Below are 24,524 nucleotides of genomic sequence, written 5' to 3'. Positions count from 1 at the left end.
CCGCCGCTAGTCCGCCAACTGTAACAGCTGCTGCGTATAAGCGGCGGCGGGCGAGTTAAAGATCGTCTGACAATCGCCTTGCTCAACCACCTCTCCCTGCCGCAATACAATGACCTGATGGCACAGCGAACGCACCACCTGTAAATCGTGGCTGATAAACAGATAGGCCAGCCGGTGGCGCTGTTGCAGTGATTTCAGCAACGTCAGGATTTGCGCCTGCACCGATTTGTCCAGCGACGAGGTGGGTTCATCCAGGATCAGCAACTGCGGTTGTAAAATCAGCGCACGCGCGATGGCGATGCGTTGGCGTTGGCCACCGGAAAACTCGGTGGGGTAACGGTGGCGCAGCGCTGGGTCCAATCCCACTTCTTGCAACACCTCGATCACCCGCTGTTCTCGCTGTTCGGCGCTCAGTTTCTGGTGTACTTCCAGACCTTCGGAGATGATTTGCAGCACGTTCAGCCGGGGGTTCAGCGCCGAGAAAGGATCCTGGAACACAATCTGCATCTGGCTGCGATACGGCAGCATTTGTTTCATGCTGAACTGGTGCAGCGGCTGGCCGTTAAACCACATCGCGCCTTTGGCACTCAGCAGACGCAATAGCGCCAGCCCGGTGGTGCTTTTTCCCGAACCGGATTCTCCCACCAGCCCTACGCTCTCCCCGGCCTTCAGCTCAAAACTCAAATCCTTCAGTGCATAATGATGGCCGACCGTGCGGCGCAGCAAACCGCGTTTGATCGGGAAGCTGACCTGCAGGTTTTCCACCTTCAGCAGCGGAGCGGCATCCGCCGGCAACGGCAGCGGATCGCCCACGTTCTCCGCCGCCAGCAATTGCTGGGTGTAAGGGTGCTGCGGCTGGCTAAACAGGCGGGTGCGGTCGTTCTGCTCAACGCATTGGCCGTGGCGCATCACCGCCACGTTGTCCGCCAGGCGACGCACAATATTCAGGTTGTGGGTGATAAACAGCAGCCCCATGCCCATTTCCTGTTTCAGCTCCTTCAGCAGCAGCAGAATTTGCGCCTGGATAGTCACATCAAGCGCGGTGGTAGGTTCATCCGCGATCAGTAATTTGGGCTGGGTCAGCACCGCCATGGCGATCATCACCCGCTGCCGCTCACCGCCGGAAAGCTGATGCGGATAGTCTTTCAACCGTCCCTTGGCATCGCGGATACCGACGCGATCCAGGCATTGAATGATCTCGCCGCGTGCGACGTCGCGCCGCATGCCGCGATGCAACGCCAGCACTTCTGCCAGCTGTTTTTCAATGGTGTGCAGCGGATTGAGCGACACCATCGGCTCCTGGAATATCATCGAAATCTGGTTGCCGCGTACCTTGCGCAGCTCGGCCTCTGGTGCATGCAGCAGCGAATTGCCGTTGAACCGGATATCGCCGGCGGTATAGACCACCGGAGGCAAGGGCAGCAGGCGCAATACCGACAGCGCAGTGACGCTTTTGCCTGAACCGGATTCACCCACCAACGCCAGCGTCTCTGCCTTTTCGATCTGCAACGAAAGGCCGTTGACCACCGGGTTCAATACCTCTCCCTGACGAAAAGCCACGCCGAGATCCTGAATTGAAAGCAGAGGAGTGCTAGCCATATTAATGCGCCTTGCTGGGGTCAAAGGCGTCGCGTACCGCTTCGCCGATAAAGATGAGTAAAGACAGCAGCACCGCCAGCACCAGGAAAGCGGTGATGCCGAGCCACGGCGCCTGAAGGTTGTTCTTGCCCTGCAGCAGCAGTTCGCCGAGCGACGGCGAGCCTATCGGCAGGCCGAAGCCCAGGAAGTCGAGCGAGGTCAGGGTAGTGATGGAGCCGCACAAAATAAACGGCAAGAAAGTCAGCATCGCCACCATCGCATTGGGCAGCATATGGCGATACATAATGACCCGGTCCTGTACCCCCATGGCGCGTGCGGCGCGGATATAGTCGTAGTTGCGGGTACGTAGAAACTCGGCGCGCACCACGCCCACCAGGCTCATCCAGCCGAATAAAATGGTGATGCCGAGCAGCCACCAGAAATTGGGTTGTACGATGCTCGATAACAAAATGATCAAAAACAGCGTCGGCATGCCCGACCACACCTCGATAAAGCGCTGGCCCCACAGATCTATGCGCCCGCCGTAGTAGCCCTGTACGGCGCCGACGCAAACGCCAATCACGCTGGAAAACAGCGTCAACGCCAGCCCGAACAGCATCGAAATACGAAAGCCATACAGCACCCGGGCCAGCACGTCGCTGCCGTTACCGTCGGTGCCCAACAGATTGTGGCGTGAAGGCGCGGAGGGGAAGGGCACTTCGGTAGCAAAATTGATGGTGTCGTAACTGAAACGTATCGGCGGCCAAACCGCCCAGCCGTGGCTGTCGATCTGTTTTTTTACGAAGGGATCCTGATAGTCGGTGGCGGTGTTCAGCTCGCCGCCGAAGGTGGTCTCGCTGTAGTCGATGATAAACGGCAGGAACAGGCGCCCTTCGTAGCGCACCAGCAGCGGCCTGTCGTTGGCGATCAGGTTGGCCCCCAGACTGAGCACAAACAGCACCAGAAAAATCCACAGCGACCAGTAGCCGCGGCGGTTGCTGCGAAAACGTGCCCAGCGCGCCTGGTTAATCGGGCTTAAGCGGCTCATTGGCGGGCCTCGAAATCAATGCGCGGATCGACCAGGGTATAGGTGATATCGCTGAGAATATTCAACAGCAGGCCAATCAGGGTGAAGATATACAGCGTGCCGAACATCACCGGATAATCGCGCTGAAGCGTGGCGTCATAGCCCAACAGGCCCAGTCCGTTAAGCGAGAACATCACCTCGATCAGTAAAGAACCGGTGAAAAACATGCTGACAAAGGTCGCCGGGAAGCCGGCGATCACCAGCAGCATGGCATTGCGAAACACGTGGCGGTAAAGGATTTTGTTTTCGTCCAATCCTTTGGCTCGAGCGGTGACCACGTACTGTTTGCGGATCTCGTCGAGGAACGAATTCTTGGTCAGCATGGTCAGGGTGGCGAAACCGCCAATCACCGTCGCCAGCACCGGCAGGGTGATATGCCACAGGTAATCGGTGATTTTGCCGTACCACGGCAGGGTGTCGAAATTGCTGGAAACCAGACCGCGCAGCGGGAACCAATCGAGGTAGCTGCCGCCGGCGAACAGCACAATCATCAGAATGGCGAACAGAAAGGCCGGAATGGCGTAGCCGATGATAATCAGGGTGCTGCTCCAGGTATCGAAGGCGCTGCCGTTATGTACGGCTTTGCGGATCCCCAGCGGGATCGACACCAGGTAAATGATCAGGGTACTCCACAGCCCCAGTGTGATGGAGACCGGCAGGCTGTGGCCAACCAGCTGCATCACCGACGCGCCGCGAAACAGGCTGTCGCCAAAGTCGAGGCGCATATAGTTCCACAGCATGGTGAAATAGCGCTCGTGCAGCGGCTTGTCGAAGCCATAGCGCTTGGTGATTTCGGCGATCACTTCAGGATCCAGCCCTCGGGAACCACGGTACTGACTGTCTGTGGCACTGGCAACGCCGGTACGCGCATGCCCCAGGCCTTCACCCATTCCGCCGCCACCGAAGCCGCTGCTCTGGCCCATTTCGATAGTGGCGATGGCCTGATCGACCGGGCCGCCGGGCGCGATTTGCACGATAAAAAAGTTAATGGTGATGATCGCCCACAGGGTGGGGATAATCAGCAGCAGTCTGCGAATCAAATAAGCCGCCATCGCAGATTCCTTATTGTTGTTGAGTCGGCAAACGCGCCGCCTTGTTGACGTCAAACCACCAGTTATCGAAGCCGATCACATAGGCCGGGCGAATAGGCGGCGTGGAGAACTTGTCCCAGTAGGCGTAGCGATCGTGATTGGAATACCACATCGGCAGCATGTACATGTTCCAGGTCAGTACCCGATCCAACGCTCTGCCCAGCGGCAGCAGGGCTTTCTCGTCACCCTGGTGCGCGGCAATCTGTCTGACCAGACTGTCGACGGCCGGATCGCTCACACCAGGCCGGTTATAGCTGGAGTTAATGTATTCAGAATCCCAGAGTATTTTCAAATCGGCGCTGGGGAACGGCATGGCCATATATACCGTGGCCATCATATCGAAATCACGTTCGCGCATGCGACGGGTGTACTGAGTGGCATCGATTTCACGGATCTGCATATCGATGCCCAGCCGTTTCAGGTTGTGCTGGAACGGCAATACGTACTGGAAGTTGCTGCCGCTCAGCAGCATCAGTTCGAAGCTGAAGGGTTGGCCGGTTTTGCTGTTCACCAACCGCTGATTTTTCACTTCCCAGCCGGCCTGTTTCAACAACTGCGTGGCTTTCAGCAGGTTCTGGCGATCGTTGCCGCTGCCGTCGGAGGACGGTGGCTGGTAGATACTGGTGAACACCTCCGTCGGTACCTTGCCCTTCAGCGGCGCCAACAGCGCCAATTCGGCCGCGTCTGGGTAACCGCTGGCGGCGTAAGGCGTATTTTGGAAATAGCTGTTGGTGCGCTGATAGGCATCGTAATACAGCGCCTTGTTCATCCAGTCGAAGTCGAACGCCAGGGTAATAGCTTCGCGCACCCGGCGATCGGCAAATATCGGGCGATGAAGGTTGAAGGCCATCCAGCGGGTATTTTGCGCCGACTGGTTGGTTTCGTCCTGTTTGATTATATAGTTGCGGGCAAAGTTGCCCCCCTGATACTGGGTTGCCCAGCTTTTCGGCGAACCTTCGATGCGGAAGTCATAGGCACCGGCCTTAAAGGCCTCCAGCGCCACTTTGTCGTCCAGGTAGTAGTCGTAGCGAATGCTGTCGAAGTTAAAACGGCCACGGTTAACCGGCAGGTTAGCCGCCCAATAATCACGCACTCGCTGATAGGTAATATATTGGCCTAGCCGGTAGCTGGAAATCTTGTATGGCCCGCTGCTGAGCGGCGGTGTGCTCAGGGGCTCATTCAACTTGTGATCTTTCCAGAAACTCTGCGGTAACACTGGCAACCCGAACAGCCCCAGCAATTTGTCTTTGTCCGGCTGCGGGAATTCGACGCGCACCGTCAGACGTGAGATAGCCTTGACCGTAATGCCTTTGTACAGCACACGGAACTGGGGTACGCCTTCGGTCATAAACTTGTTATAGGTGAAAGCCACATCGGCGGCGGTGATGGGCGAGCCATCGTGGAAGCGGGCGCGGGCGTTGATATCGATCTCTACCCAGCGCATGTCGGCCGGGAAGCGGGCGGATTCGGCAATCAGCGGGTAGTAGCTGCCTATTTCATCGTCCGAGGTGGTAAACAGAGAGTCATACAATGCGTCGGTACGTTCGCCGGGTACGCCGCGCGACGCATAGCGGTTAAAGTTATCGTAGGTGCCGATCGCCGCCAGTCGCACATCGCCACCTTTGGGCGCCGCAGGGTTAACGTAGTCGTAATGGCTAAAGTCGGTGGAGTACTTAGGCTCACCGAGCTGGGCGAAAGCATAGCTTTCATTGAGGGTTTCAGCCTGCAGACCGAAACTCAGTGCTGAGAGCACCAGGGCAGCAAAAACGCGCACGGACATCTTGACGGTAAGCTCCTGCTGTAGAGTCAATTAAGCCTGCGGCCAGCATAACATTTGCCGCCGCGCCGCAGGGTAAAGAAGTTAAAAGATCAGCCCTTTAGCGCCTGATGATCCATGACCGTATGGGCATTGCAGAAGGCCACGAAGTTGTCGATGCTCAGTGGTTTGCTGTAATAGTAACCCTGCATAAAATTAACGTCCTGTTCCTGCAGGAAACTCACCTGTTCTGCGGTTTCTACGCCTTCCGCCACGGTTTGCATTTTCAGCTTTTTCGCCAGCGAAATTACCGCGTCCAATACCGGGGCGGTGACCGTATCGCGGCCAATGGAGTTAACGAAGCCTCGGTCGATTTTCAGGTAGTCCATGCTAAAGCGTTCCAGATAGATCAGTGCGCTGTGGCCGGTACCGAAATCATCAATGGCGATTTCAATGCCCTGTTGGTGCAGCCAGTCGAACTCCGCCAGCGCGTTGCCTTCTTCCACCATGCCGCGCTCGGTAATTTCAAACACCAGCGTAAAGTAATCGCCCGGCAGTTGCGCCAGCAATTCATACACGTCGTGGTGGAAGGAGGGGGTGCCAAGGTGGGAAGGGGAGATGTTCAGACCGAGCTTTGCCCCCTGCGGTAGCGCCGTCGCCAGCTTTGGCGCATCTTCGGCAATCAGGCGGAACAGATGGCGGGTTAACGGAACAATCAGACCTTCGCTTTCGGCATAGGGAATAAACAGATCGGGTGGGATGCGGCCCTCGATCGGATGCTGCCAACGGATAAGGGCCTCCAGCCCGCCGATGGTGCCACTTTGGGTATGGAACACCGGCTGGTATTCGATAAAGAATTCATTGCGCTTGATGCCGCGCATCAGTGCGCGTTCCGGACTTTGGCGCAGCAACAGCATGTAATAGCACAACACGCCGATCATCAATGACAGCACCAGGCTGCCCATTAGCGTCAAGCGTATATCGTTGGGCGTGAGTTTTTGGTTATAAAACAGAATGGTCATCGGCGTATTGGCGATGGAGATACGATCGGCTTTCTCGTCCGGCAACTGATTTACCGGCATCAGGTTCGGGCTAAAACTGGTCAGTGCGCGATCGCCCAGAATAATGGCGATGCCCGGCGCTCGTTCGGCGTTGGAGCTGAACAGCTGATAGGGCATCAGTGCGATATCCAGCGTCGCCAGTATGCCGGAATCTTCCTTTCCGGGCTGACGCAACCACACCGCTACTGCCGGTTTACCCGGTACCAGCGGGGTGCCTTGCTGCAGTTTGAGATCCAGCGACTGATGGGGGTCAATCTCCGGGTAGATGTTTTTCAGCGCCAGCATCATGTCGCCGGTGGCGGAAGAGCAGTAGGCAAAGCCATTTTTTACCAGCATAAAGGTACGCACGCCGGAATGGAAAGCGGCCTGGTAAGTAATATCCGGTTGGCTGGCGGTACAGGGGCGGTCAATCAACGGCATTAACTGCTGCATGATTTCCGTCAGGTTATTGAGCGTGTCGACGGTGAATTTCTGCGTGCGTTGTTCAACACGGTGTTGATATTGGGTGCGCTGGTGGTCAATCAAAGAGAGTGTAATCGCCACGAACAGGATAAAAAATACCAGGGCTACGATGGCGCTTTTAGCCAAGCTGCGTCGTCTGTGAGAGACGTGGCGTGCAAATGCCCTTTTCAAGCCCATAAACCTGCCCCCTGAGCACGGCGTATCAATTTGTTTTTGTTATAGAGTGACTGCCTAATATATCCCAACGGCGCTATTGCAGTCATTACTGTTTATTTAACGGTTGTTAATCGTTTAAATCAGGCATAACCACCATTATCCCATTTGACGATAATAGGTGAGTTTTTCATCGGTGCGTAGTTTCCTACAAATAATATCGCGAAATACTGGGGTAGAGGCAAAGCGCTGCAAACGGATAATAAGATCTCAATCCGGGGGCAGACAGCGGCGCAAAAAAAACGCTGCCCGAAGGCAGCGTTCTATCGCTCGTTTGGTATTCAGGACAATCAGGTCATGCGCCGTCAGCTGCTGGTAAGCACCCGGCGGGCTTCGCGATAACGTTTATTCCAGTAGTTATCGCTCAGTTTCGAAATCATCACGCCGTTGCTGGTAGAGGCATGAACGAATTGATCGTTACCTAAATAGATGCCGACATGGCGCCCGGTTGAGCCGGCGCGGAACAGCACCAGATCGCCAGGACGCAGTTTGGTACGCAAGATTTTCTTGCCCATGTCTTCCTGTTCATAGGTCGAACGCGGTAAGTCCATGCCAAACTGTTCGCGGAAAGTACGCTGTACAAACGCCGAGCAATCGATGCCGCGCTTGGTTTCACCGCCTAAACGGTAGCGAACGCCTTTCCAGTCTGCATACTGATCCATAATCTTTGACTTGACGTCAACGTTACGGACCATTGCTTCGAATTCATCCTGAGAGGCTTGCAGTAAAAGACCGTCTTTGTCATTAACTGCACGCATCTCAGTTTGTGCGTTATTCAAGTTCGAAGTGTGAGTCGTGCTGCACGCGGAGAGCATTACCGCTGCGGCAATTGCAGGTACTACCCGCAAAAAATATCTCAGAAACGGTTGAGATTTGACCATTGTTATTGTTTTCCCTTGAAGTCCTTAACGACGTCAGTCGCTACCTGAAAAATGCCAAACGGAACGAGACTAATCTGCAGCTGTTTTAACGACAATCAGTTACCTCTGAAAACGTGCTGGAACGCACATTTTTAGTGGATTTGAAGCTGAGTCAGGTTAAACCAGGCACAAACGCATCCGAGATTACCGTAACGAATTGGGGATTGCGAGCCTTTTTCCACCCTTTTTTATATGAATTTGTGATGTAACATAATGTAAAACTTCATATAAAAAACGCTGAATGTCGGTTGTGCTGGTTTTGCGTGAAATCAGGTGGCGAAAGCGTTAACGCGCTGATGGGGAAATAAACATAATGCGGTGGGAAAATGTTCAGGAGGCCGGCGGGCCTCCTGGGGATCATAACCAATAGTTATGACTTGGTTATAACTAGGCTGGACGGTGCTTACCGGGCAGCATACGGTTGAGACCCCGGATCAGCACATCGCTAAACGGCGTCATCAGGCACCAACTGGCGCCAACCAGCACCACCGACAGCGAGCCGACGGCGATATCGGTAAACCAGTGTGCGCCAATCATCACGCGTGGTAATGAAAATACCACCGTAATCAGCAGCGCGACGGCGAACGCGCGGCGGTTAAAGTAGCGCAGCATAAAGCAGGAAAAGATCATCAGCATCATGCCGTGATCGCCGGGGAAGCTGTCGCCAGAAGCGTCTTTGGTAGGAATACCGGTCAGTTCGCTGACGCGGTTGATGTTCTCAAAACTCAGCGAAGGGCTGGGGTGCTTGACCGGCAACAAGTGCCCAAGCTGATTCAGCACCACGGCGGTCAGCAGCATGACGACACCGGTGACCAGCAAGCGGCGGCGGCCGGCGGCATCCTGCTGCAGGTAAAAGCACAGGTACAGCAACCCCATGGCCAGCAGAGAAATGACGTCAAAGGCGCGGTTATTGGTAATGGCCACCAGATGCAGAAAACCGGGATCGGTTGCCAGATGGCGGTTGAAAAAGAAGAAAATCGATGAGTCCAGGGAAAACCAATAACCGTGATTCGCCGGCAGGAACCAGGACAAGAACAGCACAATGCCCAATATATTGAAGAAAATGATGAGGGGTAAATTGCGGCGAGTCATGGCATAACCTGTAGTCTGTCTAAAGAGTAAAAGGGCACTAACGGTAAAGATCTCAACTTAAACGAATATTAAACAGCTTGGATTGCAACGCATTCCAGTCCGCATTCTCGCTGTGAATCAGTTCAATTCGGCTGTCCAGCGGCGCAACAGGGCGCGTTTCAATATTGAGATCTTGCCCCTGACGGTTGATTAAAAGTGTACCTTCAGCAATACGCACCACGCCTTTGGCGCGTTCGACCGGTGCCAGACGTATCCACTCCATAATGCCAACGGTGTCGAACACCGTGTCGGCGTCAAAAATCCAACCACAGCTGTTAAAACCCTGGCCCTGGTTGAGCGCTCGACGCCAGCGGGAGGTTTCCGGCAGCCGCAATGCGGCCAGGCCCTGCGTTTTGGCATGACTATGATGATGTTGTGCATCGGGTAATTCTGTACGATTAGTGCGAGGCTGGTCGAGCCAGGCGACATCGGCCTGACCGCGTTCAATGTGATAAAGCGGACGCTGGTGACCATCCTGTTCTATCCATTGCTGCAGGGCCAGCAGATCTTGCGGCTTATAGGTGTCGCTTTTGCTGGCCAGAATAATGTCGGCGGCCGCCAGTTGATCGCGGAAGTTTTCGTTCTCGCGGTAGCGCGGTTCGCTGAGTTGGCGCGCATCCAACAGGCACAGCGTGGCCTGCAGATCGATCCAACCGGCGTAGCTGTCTTGCGTCAGCAATGACAGGATCTGTTTCGGATGCCCTAGCCCGGTGGGTTCAATCAGCAAGCGATCGGGTTTGTTTTGTTGCAGCAGCATGTTCAGCCCGACCTGCATCGGCAGCCCGTTCACGCAACACATGCAGCCGCCAGGGATCTCCTTCAACACTGCGCCGCTGTCAGCCAGCAACGCGCCGTCGATGCCAATTTCACCGAACTCATTCACCAGCACCGCCCAGCGTTCATGTTCCGGCTTGTTAGCCAGCAAATGACGGATGGTGGTGGTTTTGCCGCTGCCGAGAAAACCGGTGATCAGGTTAGTTTTCGTCATTAATTATTCCTGATGTTAATGAATTTAAGGGGCAATACTTCGGCCATTCTACTTCACCTGGCCGGATGACGCTGCTTTCCCTGCGTTAAGTCACAAATCCGACAGATTGAGATGCGTCATTTTAAAGCAACAAAATCGCGGTCATTGTTAGGAAAAATCCTAGCAAAAACCTGATATTACCTAAGGGAAATGATTGTTAGTAGCTTGTTTTAACTTTGTTAATTGCCCGATTACCCGCCAAATAAATGCCCTTACCTTGCGATTATTCCTAAGAAGATCCTCTATGTTTAAATTGGCTTAACAAAAAATGAGGTTGCCATGAATGTCTTTCGGTTATTTTTGATCGCAGGAATGTTGTTTTCATGGACGGCAGCAAGTCATGCAGGAACCACTGGCGGAGTTATTCGTTTTGTCGGATCTATTGTGGAAAGCCCCTGTACGGTGAAAGTTACCGCTTCAACGGCCAATACGCAATGTTACCGAAATGGGCAGCACTATCAAGATCAACAGGCCCTGTCGAAATTTGATGCTACACGCAAAGAACTGCCACTGAATTTAGGTTCGACCGAAATGAAGTGGGTGGATCAACAGAAAAAACTTGCAGTGATGACGGTAGTTTATCGTTAAGTCGTTCGGCGATGCCGGATGATATCCGGCATCGTCATTTTCCCCTCTTTACGCCTGTTTCAATGGCTAAGCCAGCTGAGTCGAAACCCAGTTTTTCACCGTTTGACGCGCACCGCGATCGCGCAATGACAAGTAGGCGCGGGTGACCGCCGTGACAAATTCCTCGTTAGCCGCCAACTGCTCACCAAAAATAGCCGTAAGAGCCAACAGGCCTTTCACCCGTTGTTCATCATCCGGCGTTGCCGCCACTGTCTGTTGCAGCGTAGCCAACAAGGGATCGCGAATGTCGATTGGCTGTCCGGCGTCATCCACGCCGCCGACATAGCGCACCCAGGCCGCCACGCCCAGAGCCAGACCGGCAAAGCTGCCGCCATGCTGCAGATGCCAACGCACCGAGTCCAGCATACGCTGCGGTAATTTTTGCGTGCCGTCCATGGCGATTTGCCAGGTACGGTGTTGCAACGCCGGGTTGCTGTAGCGCTCAATCAGCTGTGCTGCATAGGCGGGCAAATCGATACCGCTAACGTTCAGCGTCGGCGCCTGTTCGGCCAGCATCAGGTGGAGTGCGGCGCGGCGATAAGATTCATCGCCCATGCAATCGTTGATGTACTGATAGCCTCCAAGATACCCGAGATAGGCCAGGAAAGAGTGGCTGCCGTTCAGCATGCGCAGTTTCATCTGCTCAAAAGGCAGCACGTCATTGACCAACTGCGCGCCGGCCCGTTCCCAGGCCGGGCGGCCGGCGACAAAGTTGTCTTCAACGACCCATTGGATAAAGGGTTCGCAGGCGATGGCGCATTCATCACGAACGCCGCCGAGCGCCTCGGCCACTTCATCCAGCGTCTCTGGCGTTGCGGCGGGAACGATACGGTCTACCATGGTGCTGGGGAAGCTTACCTCGCGGGCAATCCAGTCGGCCAGCGCGCCGTCGCGCGCTTGCGCTAAACCGACGATCGCGTTACGCAGCACGTGGCCGTTTTCCGGGATGTTATCGCAAGAGAGCAGGGTAAAGGCGGGCAGGCCGCGTTCCAGGCGCAGGCGCAGCGCTTCCACCAGGATCCCCGGTACGGTGGAAGGCTCGCCGGGATCCGCCAGATCGGCGCGTATCCCCTGATGTTGAAGATCCAGGTTTCCGCTGCCGGGTTCAATGCAGTAGCCTTTTTCGGTAATGGTCATGGAGACAATTGCCACCTGCGGCTCCGCCAGCTTTTCCAATACGGCGCCAATCCCTTCCAGCTTGCGGTGTACGCTCTCATGTACCGCACCGATCACGATAGCCTGATTACCCGCCGCGCCTTTTTCCAGCACGCTGTAAAGATGATCCTGCTGGCGTAGCGTCCGGAACAAATTATCACCGCCGAACAGGCTGATTTCGCAAATTCCCCAGTCACCGCCCTGACGATTCAACACCCGATCGGTCAGCAGCGCCTGATGGGCACGGTGAAAGGCACCAAATCCAATATGCACCATGCGACTCTGTAATGCGCTGCGATCGTAACCTGGCTGCTGGACGGCATCCGGAAGCGGCGTGTTGGCGATAGTCTTCATGCAAAGCTCCAAGGCTGAGTAGAGGTGTTGGCGGTTAACTTAAAAAGTTATCAGACCAGTTTTTTGTGCAGAATGCGGCGCTGTTTTTGCCTGGGCCTGCACGAATTTTCTGTCGCCAGTGTAAGGCTGTAAGCGCATCAATAACATTGCCTCGTGCAAAATAAGCCAGATTCGTGAAGTGGATCAACCAATCGCAGTTTCACTTTTGACAGGGATAGGTGAAAGAGTAAGGTGAAAGATAACCGATATCTATTTTAATTTGGTATAACAAGATTGGCGAGGCCGTGCGGTCTTTCTCACTTCCGTAATACTGGGCGATTTTTTACAAGGATAAACAATGGAACAAACATGGCGTTGGTATGGGCCGAACGATCCTGTCTCTCTTGACGATGTGCGCCAGGCCGGCGCCACTGGCGTCGTCACCGCCTTGCACCATATCCCGAATGGCGAGGTGTGGCCGGTCGAAGAGATCAAGGCCCGTCAGGCCCTGTTGGCGGAGAAAGGCTTGGTGTGGTCGGTAGTGGAAAGTATCCCGGTACATGAAGAGATCAAAACCCACAGCGGCGATTACCGGCAGCATATCGCTAACTATCAGCAATCGCTGCGGAACCTCGCGGCCTGTGGCATTGACACCGTGTGCTACAACTTTATGCCGATCCTGGACTGGACGCGCACCGATCTGGAGTATTTACTGCCGGACGGGTCGAAAGCGTTGCGTTTCGATCAGACCGCCTTCGCGGCTTTTGATCTGCATATCCTGCAGCGCGCTGGCGCAGAGCAGGATTACACGCCGCTAGAACAAGAGCAGGCTGCAGCCTATTTTTCCGCGATGAACGAGGCGGAGGTTGCCAAGCTGACCGGCAATATTATCGCCGGATTACCGGGTGCCGAAGAGGGCTATACCCTCGATCAATTCCGCGCGCGCCTGGCGGAGTACGATGGGATCGACAAGGCACAGCTGCGAGAGAATATGGCGGTGTTCCTGCGTGCAATTGTGCCGGTGGCCGAGGAGGTTGGCGTACGTTTGGCGGTGCATCCGGACGATCCGCCACGGCCGATTTTGGGGTTACCGCGCATCGTCTCTACCATTGAGGATATGCAGTGGTTCAAGCAAACGGTCGACAGCCGGTATAACGGCTTCACCATGTGCACCGGCTCTTACGGCGTACGGGCGGATAACGATCTGGTGCGGATGATCGAAACCTTCGGCGACCGCATCCATTTCACCCATTTACGTGCCACCTGTCGCGAAGAAAACCCGAAAAGTTTCCACGAGGGCGCGCATCTGCAGGGCGACGTGGACATGGTAGCGGTGATCGAGGCGATCCTCACTGAGGAGCAACGGCGCCATCAGGCAGGCGATCGCCGGCCGATCCCGATGCGTCCCGACCATGGGCACCAAATGCTGGACGATTTGAAGAAAAAAACCAACCCAGGCTACTCGGCGATTGGTCGTTTGAAGGGGTTGGCGGAACTGCGCGGGGTGGAGCTGGCGCTTAAACGCCGCTTCTTCCCTGATTTACCCTAAGCCATTAAAAAGGGGCCACGCAGGCCCCAGAATATCGACTAGTCGGCGCGGCTCATGTAGCGGCGCTCGGCAATATGAATGCGGATTTTGTCACCGGCGCTGAGGTATTCCGGTACCTGAATGGTCAGGCCGGTCGCCATGGTAGCCGGCTTGTTGCGGGCACTGGCAGAGGCACCTTTGATGCCCGGCGCGGTGTCGACAATTTCCATGTCCACGGTCTGCGGCAGTTCCAGCGCCAGCACCTGGCCATCCAGGGTCAGTACCTGCATGCCCGGCAGACCGGCTTCAGGAATAAACAGTAATTCATCTTCGATCTGGTCTTTCTTAAAGATATACGGGGTGTAATCCTCGTCATCCATAAACACGTATTCTTCGCCGTCGATATAAGAGAAGTTCACCTTGCGGCGGGACAGGCTAATGGTGTCCAGAATATCGTCGCCCTTGAAACGCTCTTCCACCTTCAGCCCGGTCCGGACGTCGGAGAAACGCATTTTGTATAAGGTACTGGCGCCGCGTGCGCTTGGGCTTTGTACATCAATATCTTTCACCAGCAGCAGTTTGCCGTTGTAGTTGATCGCCATGCCGCGCTTAATTTCGTTAGCTTTTGCCATCTAAAATAACCTGCAATGAAGAGTTTTTGGGAAGTTGCGACAAGTTACTCGCGCCGCTGATTTCAGGCAAGCAGATCGAGCAAAAACAGTGACAGAAAGAAGGGATGGCGAGCGCCATCCCCTGCGGGATTACTGGAACACCGGCAACAGACCCAGCAAAGCCAATACGTGTGCCACGGCGTTGATCACCCCGAACAGAATGATGAACAGGATCATGCCGTAGCCACCGGGAGCGCGGTATTGCGCCTCGGAAAAGCGGCGGCGGCTGGCGCGCGCCATCATGGCGGGCACGATCACCGCCCAAACGGTGGCGGCCAGGCCGGCGAAACCGATGGCGTAAAGGAAGCCGTTCGGGAACAGCAGGGCGGCAATGGTTGGCGGTGCGAAGGTCACCAGCGCGGTTTTGCTGCGTCCGACGGTGTCATCGCTGAATTTGAAGAAATCTGCCAGGTAATCGAACAGCCCCAGCGACACCCCAAGGAACGAACTCGCCAACGCCATATAAGAGAAGGCGTTCAGGAGTTGGCCGACGGTCTGGCTGCTGGAAACGTTGCCCATCTGCTTGAGCAGGCTGCCGATGTTGCCACCTTCGGCAATCACCTGCTTGAAGGCATCGCGCGCGATGTTGCCCTGGATCACATACTGCCACAGGATATAAATCGCCAACGCCAGCAGGGTGCCGTACACCAGGCTGCGCACGACTGCGCCGCTGTCTTTGTGGTAGTACTTCACCAGCCCCGGCACGTTGCCGTGGTAACCGAAGGACGTCAGCAGATAGGGCAGCGCCGCCAGGGCGTAAGGCAGGTAGCTGGCCTGGTCGTCGCCGCGGTTGAACAGCACTGCCGGTTGCACATGCGTGAACATGTCGCCCACCGACATCACAAAGGTGATCACCATACCGCCGATCAGGATAGTACTCAGGCGGTCAACGGCGCGGGTGGAGAGCCAAACGATAAACGCCACCACCACGGCAAACACCAAACCGGCGGTGGACTGCCCGACGCCGACGATGCCTTCCAGCGTGTGGGCGATGATCGACCCCCCGGCGGAAATATAGGCGTAGGTGAGGATATACAGCACAAAGGCGATGGAAATGCCGTTAACGGCATTCCAGCCTTTACCGAGCAGATCTTTGACGATGGTGTGGAAGCTGGCGCCGCTTGGGTAGTGCAGGGCGGCTTCCAGGATCATCAGGCCGGAAATCAGCATGCAGGCCCAGGTATAAACCAGCAGCGCGACGGAGCCGCTGAACCACACGCCAGAAGTGACTATGGGAATGGAGAACATGCCGGCGCCGACGGCGGTGCCTGCAATGATCATCGCGCCGCCAAGGACGGAAGGGCGGGAAAGCTTCTGGATGGTGTCCGCGGACATTTTTGCTCCTGATTGGCCTCATCGGCCTTGAGTTCTTTTGTACTAGCTCAATGGTACATGTGTGATTGGCGCATGTAAAGCCGCGAATACGCTTGTTTCATGCATTAATTGGCGACCGAAGGGGCGTTTATGGCAATTTGCGCGCAGGTATGAAAGCGGGCGATTCATGACTCAAACCGCGCGATGTAAAGATTCACGCACCAACACGGATTATGCTGGCGGCGGATGAGCGCGACTGATATTGTCGCGCTTCAATTCCGCCAGCCCACCGGGAGACTCGCTGATGGACTGTCGTACCGACTGTGGCGCCTGTTGTATTGCGCCTTCAATATCCAGCCCGATCCCCGGCATGCCTAACGGCAAGCCCGCCAACACCCGCTGTATTCATCTGAGTGAGCAGCTGCGTTGCGGCCTGTTTCATTCGCCGCTGCGGCCAAAAGTCTGCGGCAGCCTGCAGGCCAGCCGCGAAATGTGCCATGACCACCGCGACCAGGCGTTGGTCTATCTGATCAAGCTGGAAGCGGATACGGCGCCTTAATCGGTTTTAAGCGTCTTTCAGCTTCCACAGGCACAGCACCGCGCCGACCACCATCGCCAACGCGGAATAAAACACCGCGTGATAGTTCCAGACCTCCGCCACCACGCCGGCAATTGAACCGGCGAAAATCCAGCCCACGCGCGTGGTGTTGGTAAACAAAGTGGTTGCGGCCCCGGCCTGACCGGGCATCAAATCTTGAAAATAGAGCATACCAATGCCTGCCAGCACGCCAATAAACGCCGCGTTGAGTAATTGCAGGGCAATCAGTTGCCAGGTACCGGTGATAAACAATAACCCGAAGTAAAACAGCAGGCCTGCCGCCACCGCGCAACGCATCAAAAAACGTTTGCCGAAGCGCTTCGCCACCATGCCGGCCAACAGCATGGTCGGTATTTCCAACCCCGCCGCCGTCCCCATCAATATCCCGGCCAGTTTTTCCGGCAGTTGCAGCTCATGCACCATATACAGCGGCATATTGATCAGGTACATGCTGTTGGCGGTCCACATAAAGGTACAGGCCAAAAACAGCAGCAGCGTATCACGCCGGTTCTGTCGCGGAGCCTCCAGCGTGGTGCTGGCCACCAGCGGCGTTTTGCGCATCGACGGCAGCATTTTCCACACCAGCGCGCCGCACAGAATAAACGCTGCTGCGGCGGCCAGGTACATCACCTTAAAACCGAATCCCAACGCCAGCGCAAAGGCAATCGGCGGGCCTATCACCCAGGCGAGAGAAACCTGCGCCCGCAGGATAGAACTGAACATTACCGCCTCGCGACCGGTGCGATCGGCGTGTTCGCGTGCCAGGGCAAACATTTGCGGGTTGGCGGTGGAGCCGAAGCTGGTCAGCATTACGCCGACCGCCAGCAACAGATAATAATTACGGTTCCAGGCGAACAGCACGCAGCCCAGTGCACCCAGCATGCAGCAGAGGAAGATCAGCGTCTTGCGATCCCCTTTTTGATCTGAGCGGCGCGCGAGAAACTGGCTGACCAGGATGCCGATCACCGCGCTGCCGGTGAAGAATAGCCCAACCATGGAGGGACGAACCTTCACCTCGGTTGCCAGGAACAGGCTCAGCGTGGGGGTTTGTAACGCACCGGCAATTCCGGTAAGGAAGGCCACCACTAAAAAGGCCAGCGAAGTCAGGTCGGGGGAGCGTCGCGTTACCGCAGTTGAAGTAGGCATAGAGGTCAGCAAATAGCCGTAAATGGGGGAGTCGCGCGCATGATACGCCCAAAAAACCATAAACAAAAACCGGTTTTATTGGGCTGAATAGTAAAAAGTCTTTTCCGGCATAAAGGAAAAGAAGGGGCGATAGCATTATCGCCCCTGTTGTTGCGGCAGGCGCCGTTACGCGCCGGCCGGCACGTCGTGCGCGGTGTTTTTCAGCACCTCGCCCTGATACTTCTCGATCTGCAGCTGTGCCATTTGCCCGCAGTTCCCCTGAGCCAGGCTGGAGGAGCCGACGTCGAAGGTCAGACAGTTGACGTTGCCGTTCTTGCACAGTGAACCCGGCTGAGACGGATCGGCCGGATCGAACCAGGCACCTTCGCTGATACGCACTACGCCTGGACGCACGTCTTCGCTCACTACCGCACCCACCAGGATCTGGCCGCGATCGTTAAAGGCTCGCACCAGATCGCCATTGGCAATACCGCGTGACTGGGCATCCTGTGGGTGGATAACAATCGCTTCTCGATCGGCTACCGCGTATTTTTTGCGCAGTGGCGTGTTGTCGAGCTGCGAATGCAGGCGGTTGATCGGGTGCGCGGTGTTCAGCGACAGCGGATATTTCACCGCTTCCGGTCCACGATACCATTCATGCGGCGGCATCCAGGTCGGAATGCCCGGACAATCCTGATACTTCATTTTGGCAATGGCGTCGGAGTAGATCTCGATTTTACCGGATGGCGTCCCCAGCGGGTTGAGCAGCGGGTTTTCGCGATAGTCGGCAAAACGCACCCATTGGGTATTGGCCTCCGGCACCGGGAAGCGCACATAGTTGTTGGATTCCCAGAACATGTCGAACGGCGGCAGGGCCACCCGGGCGGCACGCGCCTGAGTTTTCATGTCGTCGTACATGCCTTTCAGCCATTGGGTTTCGTCCTTGCCTTCGGTAAAGGCATCCTGCACCCCCAGCTTGGCCGCCATGGCTGCGAAGATATCGAAATCGCTGCGTGACTCATGCTGCGGCGCTACGCACTGGTGCATCGGGAACACATACAGTTGCGAGTAGTCGCCGCCCATTTCGAGATCGTTGCGTTCGTAGCTGGTGGTGGCCGGCAGAACGATATCGGCATGCTTGGCGGTGGCCGTCCAGTAAGGTTCGTTCACCACGATGGTGTCCGGTTTCTGCCAGGCCTTGACCAGATTGTTGGTGTCCTGATGCTGGTGGAAGGTGTTGCCACCCGCCACATAGACCATTTTCACCTCTGGGTAGGTGACCTGCGCACCGTTGAAGTTAATCGTCTTGCCCGGGTTGGACAGACATTCGGCGATGCGTGCCACCGGGATCGGCGCCGGTGAGTTCTTCGGTGCGTTGCCGGCGGAAATGCCAGAAATGATACCGCCTTTTGCCGTCGGGCTGCCGCCGGAAGAGTAGTGATAGCTGAAACCGAAGCCGCCGCCCGGCAGGCCAATCTGGCCGAGCATCGCCGCCACGGTCACCAACAGCCAGTGCTGCTGTTCGCCATGATGCTGGCGTTGGATGCCCCAACCGCCCATGATCATGGTGCGATTTTTCGCCATGTCGCGCGCCAACTGACGCAGCACGTCAGCATCGACGCCGCACACATCGGCCGCCCATTCGGCCGTTTTCGGCGTGCCGTCGGTTTCACCCAACAGATAGGCCTGGAACTTGTCGAAACCGGCGGTGTAGGTTTTCAGGAAGTCCGGATTATGCAGTTTCTCGGTCAGAAGTGTATGTGCGATGCCGATCAGCATGGCGCCGTCGGTATAAGGACGCGGGGCGATCCACTGAGCGTCGACGAATTTGGCGCTGTCGTTGTGCACCGGATCGATGCTGATCACCCGGGTGCCTTTCTTCTTCAGCGCCTCAAAGCCCTTCTGGCCGTAGTGGTCCGGGACGTTCCAGCTGTTTTTCAGCGTGATCATCGGGTTACAGCCCCACAGCACCACCAGCTGGCTGTTTTCAATCACGTTCGGCCAGGCGGTCTGCTGTTCGTAAACCTCCATGGAGCCCACCACGTGTGACATGATCACCTGCGCGGCGCCGGTCGAGTAGTCCCCGGCGTAACCGAGGAAGCCGCCGGTCAGGTTCATCAGGCGTTGCAGCAGCGTACGGCTGTTGTGCAGCATGCCGACGCTTTTCCAGCCATAGGAGCCGGCATAGATCGACTGCGGGCCGTGATCTTTTTGCAAACGGGTAATTTCGCCGCACACCAGCTCAATCGCCTTGTCCCAGCTTACGCGTACCCACTCGTCGCGTCCGCGCAGTTCGGTACGGCTGCCGGGGCCGCCTTCCAGCCAGCTTTTGCGCACCATCGGGTATTTGATGCGGTTTTCGGCGTGCACCTGGTAGGGCGCCATGGTGATCAGTTCGTTCGGGTAAGGATCGTCTTTGACCGGCTGCACGCCGACCATTTTACCGTCCTGAACGATGACCTCGAAGGCGCCCCAGTGTGCGCCGGTCAAAATGCCTTTTTGCGCCTGGCGCAACACCACAAACTGCGGCAGCGCCTGACTGATGGCCTGCGCCAGCGCCGACTTGGGCCACAGGCCAGCCAGCAGAGGGGCGGCTGCCAGCGCGGTAGCGCCGGTCAGGAAGCGGCGGCGACTCATTTTTAACGCTTGTTGTTGATATTTGCTCATTTCGCTTCTCCCTTAAAGCTTGGCTGGTGCGGCTGGCTGCATGTCACTGGCGTGTTTCTGCACGTACTGTGTCAGAACGCGCAGCTGTTCCTGCGTCAGCGAGGTGCGAGGAGCCATACCTTTAATTACGCCGATCCACTGGTTGGCGTTGAAGCGATCGAGGGCGGTCAGGCCGTGGCAACCGGTGCAGTTGGCCGACATCATATCCGCCGTGTAGCGCCAGATTTTTTGCTGATCGTCGATCAGTTGTTTGCGCGGCAGCCAGACCTGCAGAGAAACCTGGTGCCATACCAGCCCGGTTTCAGCATCGGTCATGGTGGTGCCGGTTTTCAGCAGTTTGCGGGCGTCTTCACCCAGCAGCACGCTGAGGATGCGTTTGCCCTGGGCGGCGTAGAACACTTCACTGACGCCGTCCTGCTGCCAACCGGTGACGCTGGCCAACACCTTGTCGCCTTCCTGCTTCACCACCTGCACTTCGGTGGAGGGCATCAGGTTGCCGGCATTGTGGCTGTCGTCCGGTTTGAGGAAGAAAGGTTCCGTGGCAATGGTATACAGCGTGGTGGCAGTCGGCGAAGTTTCCGCCGCGGCTTTCGCCAGTTCGGCGGCTCCGGCCTGGGCCGCACCGCTCATGTCCGGCAGGATATGCGCGACCCCTTTATGGCAGTCGATACAGGTTTCGCCCTGTTTGATGGCCACCGGATGCTGAATACGAGCTTCAGGCCGCTGGGCGGTAATGTCCATGGCGTCGAAGCTGTGGCATGAACGGCAGGTGGCGGAGTCGCTTTCTTTGAGCGTTTTCCAGACCGACTGCGCCATGGCCAGCTTGTGCGCCTCGTATTTCTCAGGCGTATCGATAGTGCCCACCATCTCGCCATAAATGTCTTTTACCGCGCGGATTTTAGTCCACAGGTAGTCGAGTGGCTCATGCGGGACGTGACAGTCGGCACATTCAGCGCGGATCCCTTTGGTGTTTTGGAAGTGGACGCTGCCCTGATATTCGGCCAGGGGCTGTTGCATGGTGTGACAGGAAACGCAGAAGGCGGTGTCGCTGGTTTTATGGAATACGGTGGCGGTACCCGCCAATAATGCTGCCCCGAGGATAATCCCGAGCAGCAAAATCCACAGCCATCCCCAGCGGTGCTTTTTTATCAAGCCAGTGAGTTTATTGGTCATATTGAATCCGCTTATAATTATGAAATACCAAGGAAAACCTTGCCAAAAAAAGTGCCGGCCGAGCGCCGACATACCTGAGGAAGTATAGGTACTATTAGCAAAGTCATCTAATACTATAGGGGTATTTTTAGAGGAAAAATGGCCGTTCGGGGGTTTTTGCAGCGTTATATTCTAGTGTATATAACGCATTTTTCATATGGGTTTATCAGACCATGAGCGAGATCACGGACAGAGTGGGTATTTCATGATTGAAAACAGCTATTTTGCCGGCAGGTAAGTTTGGCCTGTGAGCCAGAGATGGATGGCATTGCGGCTGGCTTCAAAATGCGGTTCAGGTAATGCCTCCGGCAGGCACCAGCGCCATTCGGCACATTTTTCCGGCTCTTTCAGCTCGGCTTCGCCGCCAGGATGGGGCGCCAGCAAACAGATGGAAACCGTATGTTTTCCCTCCGCGCGCCAGGTTTGCAGGTTGTTGCTGATGCCGATAAAACTCGGCGTGGCGATGTTTAACCCGGTTTCTTCGGCGATCTCGCGCTGGGCGCACTGTTCAAAGGTTTCGCCGGCATCCAGATGCCCGCCGGGAATGGACCAGAAGGGGGCGTGCTTGCCGCAGCGTTTGCCCAGCAATATTTCCCCTCGCTCATTGACGATAATAACCCCTACGCCCGCGACTACAGTCATGTTTCCCTCCGTCAGCAAAATTTCAGCACAGTATGTCATTTTCGCGCTGCGACGGGTAACCCTAAGGGAAAAGTGTGCGTAAGGTCAAAAATCTATCACGTCAAAATTGAGAAAACTTGCTTTCGCCCATGGGGCCTTACACACTCCTTGAAACGTTTCAGCGTTATGGGCGCGATGATGTTCGTACCGGTAACGCTCCTTTTTCCCAACGAAGCTGAAACGATTCAATTCAGCAGGAGAGGAGAATCATGTTCCAGTTGTCACAGCAAGATATTCACCTGGGTGCTACCGCGAGTAACAAACAGGAAGCTATCCGTCAGGTGGCTGCCGCACTGACCGAGGCCGGTTGCGTCAGCGCGGCCTACGTGGACGGCATGTTGCAGCGTGAGCTGCAAACTTCCACTTACCTGGGGAACGGTATCGCCATCCCGCATGGCACCACCGATACCCGCGATCTGGTGCTGAACACCGGCGTACAGGTGTTTCAGTTCCCTCAGGGGATCGAGTGGGGCGAAGGCCAAACCGCTTATGTGGTGATCGGCATTGCCGCACGTTCCGATGAACACCTGGCGCTGCTGCGTCAGTTGACCCACGTTCTGAGCGACGACAGCGTAGCCGAACAGCTGGCGAAAACCACCTCTGCAGAAGAGCTGCGCAGCCTGCTGATGGGCGAAAAGCTGACGGCGGAATTCAAGTTTGACGCTTCCCTGATTGCGCTCGACGTGGCCGCCGATAGCCTGATGACGCTGCAGGCGCTGAATGCGGGCCGCCTGCAGAAAATCGGTGCGGTCAACGCCCAGTTCGTCAGCGATGTCATCACCCGCAAACCGCTGAATCTGGGGCAGGGCATTTGGCTGAGCGACAGCACCGAAGGCAATTTGGCCAGCGCGGCTACCGTGAGCCGTCCGGCGCAGCCGTTTGACGAAGAGGGCGAGCAGGTTGCGCTGTTGCTGACGCTGTCGGTGGCTGACTCGCAGCCGCTGGCAGTGCTGAACTACCTTGGCGACCTGCTGTTGGCGAATAAAGCTGAACGCTTGCTGAACGCGGATGCCGTCACCCTGTTGGCATTGCTGACCAGTGAGGTGGAGGAAGAAGACACCACGCTGAGCGCCGAGTACGTGATCCGCAATGAACACGGCCTGCATGCCCGTCCGGGCACGGCGTTGGTCAATGTGATCAAGCAATTCAGCAGTGAAATTACCGTCACTAACCTGGATGGCAGTGGCAAACCGGCCAACGGACGCAGCCTGATGAAGGTTGTGGCATTGGGCGTGAAGAAAGGACATCACCTGCGTTTTACCGCCAAAGGTGAAGATGCTGAAACGGCGCTGAAGGCGATCGGTGAAGCGATTAACGAAGGACTGGGCGAGGGCGCAGCATGAGCAGAAGAGTAGCAACAATTACCTTGAATCCGGCTTACGATCTGGTGGGCTTTTGCCCTGAGATCGAGCGCGGTGAAGTGAACCTGGTCAAAACTGCCGGTCTGCACGCCGCCGGGAAAGGCATAAACGTCGCCAAGGTGCTGAAGGATCTGGGTATTGATGTGACGGTGGGCGGCTTCCTGGGAAAAGACAACCAGGACGGTTTCCAACTGCTGTTCAGCGATCTGGGCATTGCCAACCGCTTTCAGGTGGTGCCGGGCCGTACCCGTATTAACGTCAAACTGACGGAGAAAGACGGCGAAGTCACCGATTTCAATTTCTCCGGATTTGAAGTGAACGGGCAGGACTGGGAACGTTTCGTGACCGATTCCCTGAGCTGGCTGGGTCAGTTCGACATGGTCGCCGTCAGCGGCAGCCTGCCGGCGGGTGTCGATCCCGACGCCTTCACCGACTGGATGATCCGTTTACGCGCGCAGTGCCCGTGCATCATTTTCGACAGCAGCCGTGAAGCTTTGGTTGCCGGTTTGAAAGCGGCGCCGTGGTTGGTGAAACCGAATCGCCGCGAGCTGGAAATTTGGGCCGGGCGTCCGCTGCCGCAGCTGGCTGACGTGGTCGAGGCGGCGCATGCGCTGCGCGATCAGGGCATTGCCCACGTGGTGATCTCCCTCGGTGCCGAAGGCGCGCTGTGGGTCAACGCGTCCGGCGCCTGGATTGCCAAGCCGCCGGCCTGCGAAGTGGTCAGCACCGTGGGTGCCGGCGACTCGATGGTCGGCGGCCTGATTTACGGCCTGCTGATGCGTGAATCCAGTGAACACACTTTGCGTTTGGCCACCGCCGTGGCTGCGCTGGCGGTAAGCCAGAGCAACGTTGGCGTGACCGATCGTCCACAGTTGGCCGCGATGATGGCGCGTGTCGATCTGAAACCTTTTAATCAATAGCAGGAG

General features: G+C 56.4%; 20 protein-coding genes. 5 read left to right on the top strand and 15 right to left on the bottom strand.

Annotation, left to right across the window (positions count from 1 at the left end):
- Window positions 1-6: 6 nt before the first annotated feature.
- The 8 genes from yejF to LQ945_RS05470 form a co-directional block, all read right to left on the bottom strand.
- Window positions 7-1,599: a microcin C ABC transporter ATP-binding protein YejF gene (gene yejF, locus LQ945_RS05505; protein ID WP_270102463.1), complete on the bottom strand. Its 1,593-nt coding sequence runs from the start codon at window positions 1,597-1,599 to the stop codon at window positions 7-9.
- A 1-nt stretch (window position 1,600) separates the two neighbouring features.
- A complete protein-coding gene (locus LQ945_RS05500) occupies window positions 1,601-2,626 on the bottom strand; it encodes an ABC transporter permease (protein WP_044552545.1) in 1,026 nt (341 codons plus the stop codon).
- Window positions 2,623-3,717 carry a microcin C ABC transporter permease YejB gene (locus LQ945_RS05495; protein ID WP_182823951.1) on the bottom strand — a complete coding sequence of 365 codons (1,095 nt, stop codon included), beginning with the start codon at window positions 3,715-3,717 and terminating at the stop codon, window positions 2,623-2,625. Before LQ945_RS05495 ends, LQ945_RS05500 begins: the two co-directional genes overlap by 4 nt.
- 10 nt (window positions 3,718-3,727) lie before the next feature.
- Window positions 3,728-5,536 carry an extracellular solute-binding protein gene (locus tag LQ945_RS05490; RefSeq protein WP_270102462.1) on the bottom strand — a complete coding sequence of 603 codons (1,809 nt, stop codon included), beginning with the start codon at window positions 5,534-5,536 and terminating at the stop codon, window positions 3,728-3,730.
- 89 nt (window positions 5,537-5,625) lie between these two features.
- Window positions 5,626-7,212: a cyclic di-GMP phosphodiesterase gene (locus LQ945_RS05485; protein ID WP_270102461.1), complete on the bottom strand. Its 1,587-nt coding sequence runs from the start codon at window positions 7,210-7,212 to the stop codon at window positions 5,626-5,628.
- Between the two features lie 341 nt (window positions 7,213-7,553).
- Window positions 7,554-8,129 (bottom strand): bifunctional murein DD-endopeptidase/murein LD-carboxypeptidase, encoded by a 576-nt coding sequence (mepS, locus tag LQ945_RS05480; protein ID WP_041414762.1) that lies wholly within the window; start codon window positions 8,127-8,129, stop codon window positions 7,554-7,556.
- 426 nt (window positions 8,130-8,555) lie between these two features.
- A complete protein-coding gene (locus LQ945_RS05475; protein ID WP_270102460.1) occupies window positions 8,556-9,260 on the bottom strand; it encodes a phosphatase PAP2 family protein in 705 nt (234 codons plus the stop codon).
- A gap of 52 nt (window positions 9,261-9,312) precedes the next feature.
- Window positions 9,313-10,287, bottom strand: coding sequence for a CobW family GTP-binding protein (locus LQ945_RS05470; protein WP_270102459.1), 975 nt, complete (start codon window positions 10,285-10,287; stop codon window positions 9,313-9,315).
- 318 nt (window positions 10,288-10,605) lie between these two features.
- On the opposite strand from LQ945_RS05470, the gene LQ945_RS05465 reads away from it, so the two are divergent.
- A complete protein-coding gene (locus LQ945_RS05465) occupies window positions 10,606-10,914 on the top strand; it encodes a type 1 fimbrial protein (protein WP_044552535.1) in 309 nt (102 codons plus the stop codon).
- A 66-nt stretch (window positions 10,915-10,980) separates the two neighbouring features.
- Here the strand turns inward: LQ945_RS05465 and LQ945_RS05460 are convergent, their stop codons facing one another.
- On the bottom strand, window positions 10,981-12,462 hold the full coding sequence (locus tag LQ945_RS05460) for a mannitol dehydrogenase family protein (protein WP_270102458.1): 1,482 nt from the start codon (window positions 12,460-12,462) through the stop codon (window positions 10,981-10,983).
- 337 nt (window positions 12,463-12,799) lie between these two features.
- Between LQ945_RS05460 and uxuA the strand changes: the two genes are divergently transcribed.
- A complete protein-coding gene (gene uxuA, locus LQ945_RS05455; RefSeq protein ID WP_270102457.1) occupies window positions 12,800-13,990 on the top strand; it encodes a mannonate dehydratase in 1,191 nt (396 codons plus the stop codon).
- A 38-nt stretch (window positions 13,991-14,028) separates the two neighbouring features.
- Here uxuA and yeiP read toward each other — a convergent pair whose 3' ends face one another.
- Both yeiP and mtr read right to left on the bottom strand, forming a co-directional pair.
- Window positions 14,029-14,601 carry an elongation factor P-like protein YeiP gene (gene yeiP / locus LQ945_RS05450; protein WP_037426760.1) on the bottom strand — a complete coding sequence of 191 codons (573 nt, stop codon included), beginning with the start codon at window positions 14,599-14,601 and terminating at the stop codon, window positions 14,029-14,031.
- Window positions 14,602-14,730: 129 nt separating this feature from the next.
- On the bottom strand, window positions 14,731-15,975 hold the full coding sequence (mtr, locus tag LQ945_RS05445; RefSeq protein ID WP_270102456.1) for a tryptophan permease: 1,245 nt from the start codon (window positions 15,973-15,975) through the stop codon (window positions 14,731-14,733).
- A gap of 283 nt (window positions 15,976-16,258) precedes the next feature.
- On the opposite strand from mtr, the gene LQ945_RS05440 reads away from it, so the two are divergent.
- On the top strand, window positions 16,259-16,513 hold the full coding sequence (locus LQ945_RS05440; protein WP_044552526.1) for a YkgJ family cysteine cluster protein: 255 nt from the start codon (window positions 16,259-16,261) through the stop codon (window positions 16,511-16,513).
- Window positions 16,514-16,519: 6 nt separating this feature from the next.
- Here the strand turns inward: LQ945_RS05440 and LQ945_RS05435 are convergent, their stop codons facing one another.
- The 4 genes from LQ945_RS05435 to LQ945_RS05420 form a co-directional block, all read right to left on the bottom strand.
- The gene (locus tag LQ945_RS05435; RefSeq protein ID WP_262240908.1) at window positions 16,520-17,698 is read right to left on the bottom strand and encodes a sugar efflux transporter; all 1,179 of its coding nucleotides are present in this window, start codon (window positions 17,696-17,698) and stop codon (window positions 16,520-16,522) included.
- Window positions 17,699-17,863: 165 nt separating this feature from the next.
- Window positions 17,864-20,344: a trimethylamine-N-oxide reductase TorA gene (gene torA, locus LQ945_RS05430; protein WP_270102455.1), complete on the bottom strand. Its 2,481-nt coding sequence runs from the start codon at window positions 20,342-20,344 to the stop codon at window positions 17,864-17,866.
- Window positions 20,345-20,356: 12 nt separating this feature from the next.
- On the bottom strand, window positions 20,357-21,517 hold the full coding sequence (locus tag LQ945_RS05425; RefSeq protein ID WP_044552523.1) for a NapC/NirT family cytochrome c: 1,161 nt from the start codon (window positions 21,515-21,517) through the stop codon (window positions 20,357-20,359).
- Between the two features lie 258 nt (window positions 21,518-21,775).
- A complete protein-coding gene (locus LQ945_RS05420) occupies window positions 21,776-22,198 on the bottom strand; it encodes a nucleotide triphosphate diphosphatase NUDT15 (RefSeq protein ID WP_270102454.1) in 423 nt (140 codons plus the stop codon).
- A gap of 248 nt (window positions 22,199-22,446) precedes the next feature.
- On the opposite strand from LQ945_RS05420, the gene fruB reads away from it, so the two are divergent.
- Window positions 22,447-23,580, top strand: a complete 1,134-nt coding sequence (gene fruB, locus LQ945_RS05415; protein ID WP_044552520.1) for a fused PTS fructose transporter subunit IIA/HPr protein — start codon at window positions 22,447-22,449, stop codon at window positions 23,578-23,580.
- A complete protein-coding gene (gene fruK / locus LQ945_RS05410) occupies window positions 23,577-24,518 on the top strand; it encodes a 1-phosphofructokinase (protein WP_044552518.1) in 942 nt (313 codons plus the stop codon). Before fruB ends, fruK begins: the two co-directional genes overlap by 4 nt.
- Window positions 24,519-24,524: the final 6 nt, after the last annotated feature.

This window comes from Serratia liquefaciens (assembly GCF_027594825.1).
Taxonomy (GTDB): domain Bacteria; phylum Pseudomonadota; class Gammaproteobacteria; order Enterobacterales; family Enterobacteriaceae; genus Serratia; species Serratia liquefaciens_A.
The sequence above is the reverse complement of the archived record's forward strand: the minus strand, read 5'-3'. Positions and strand labels throughout refer to the sequence as shown.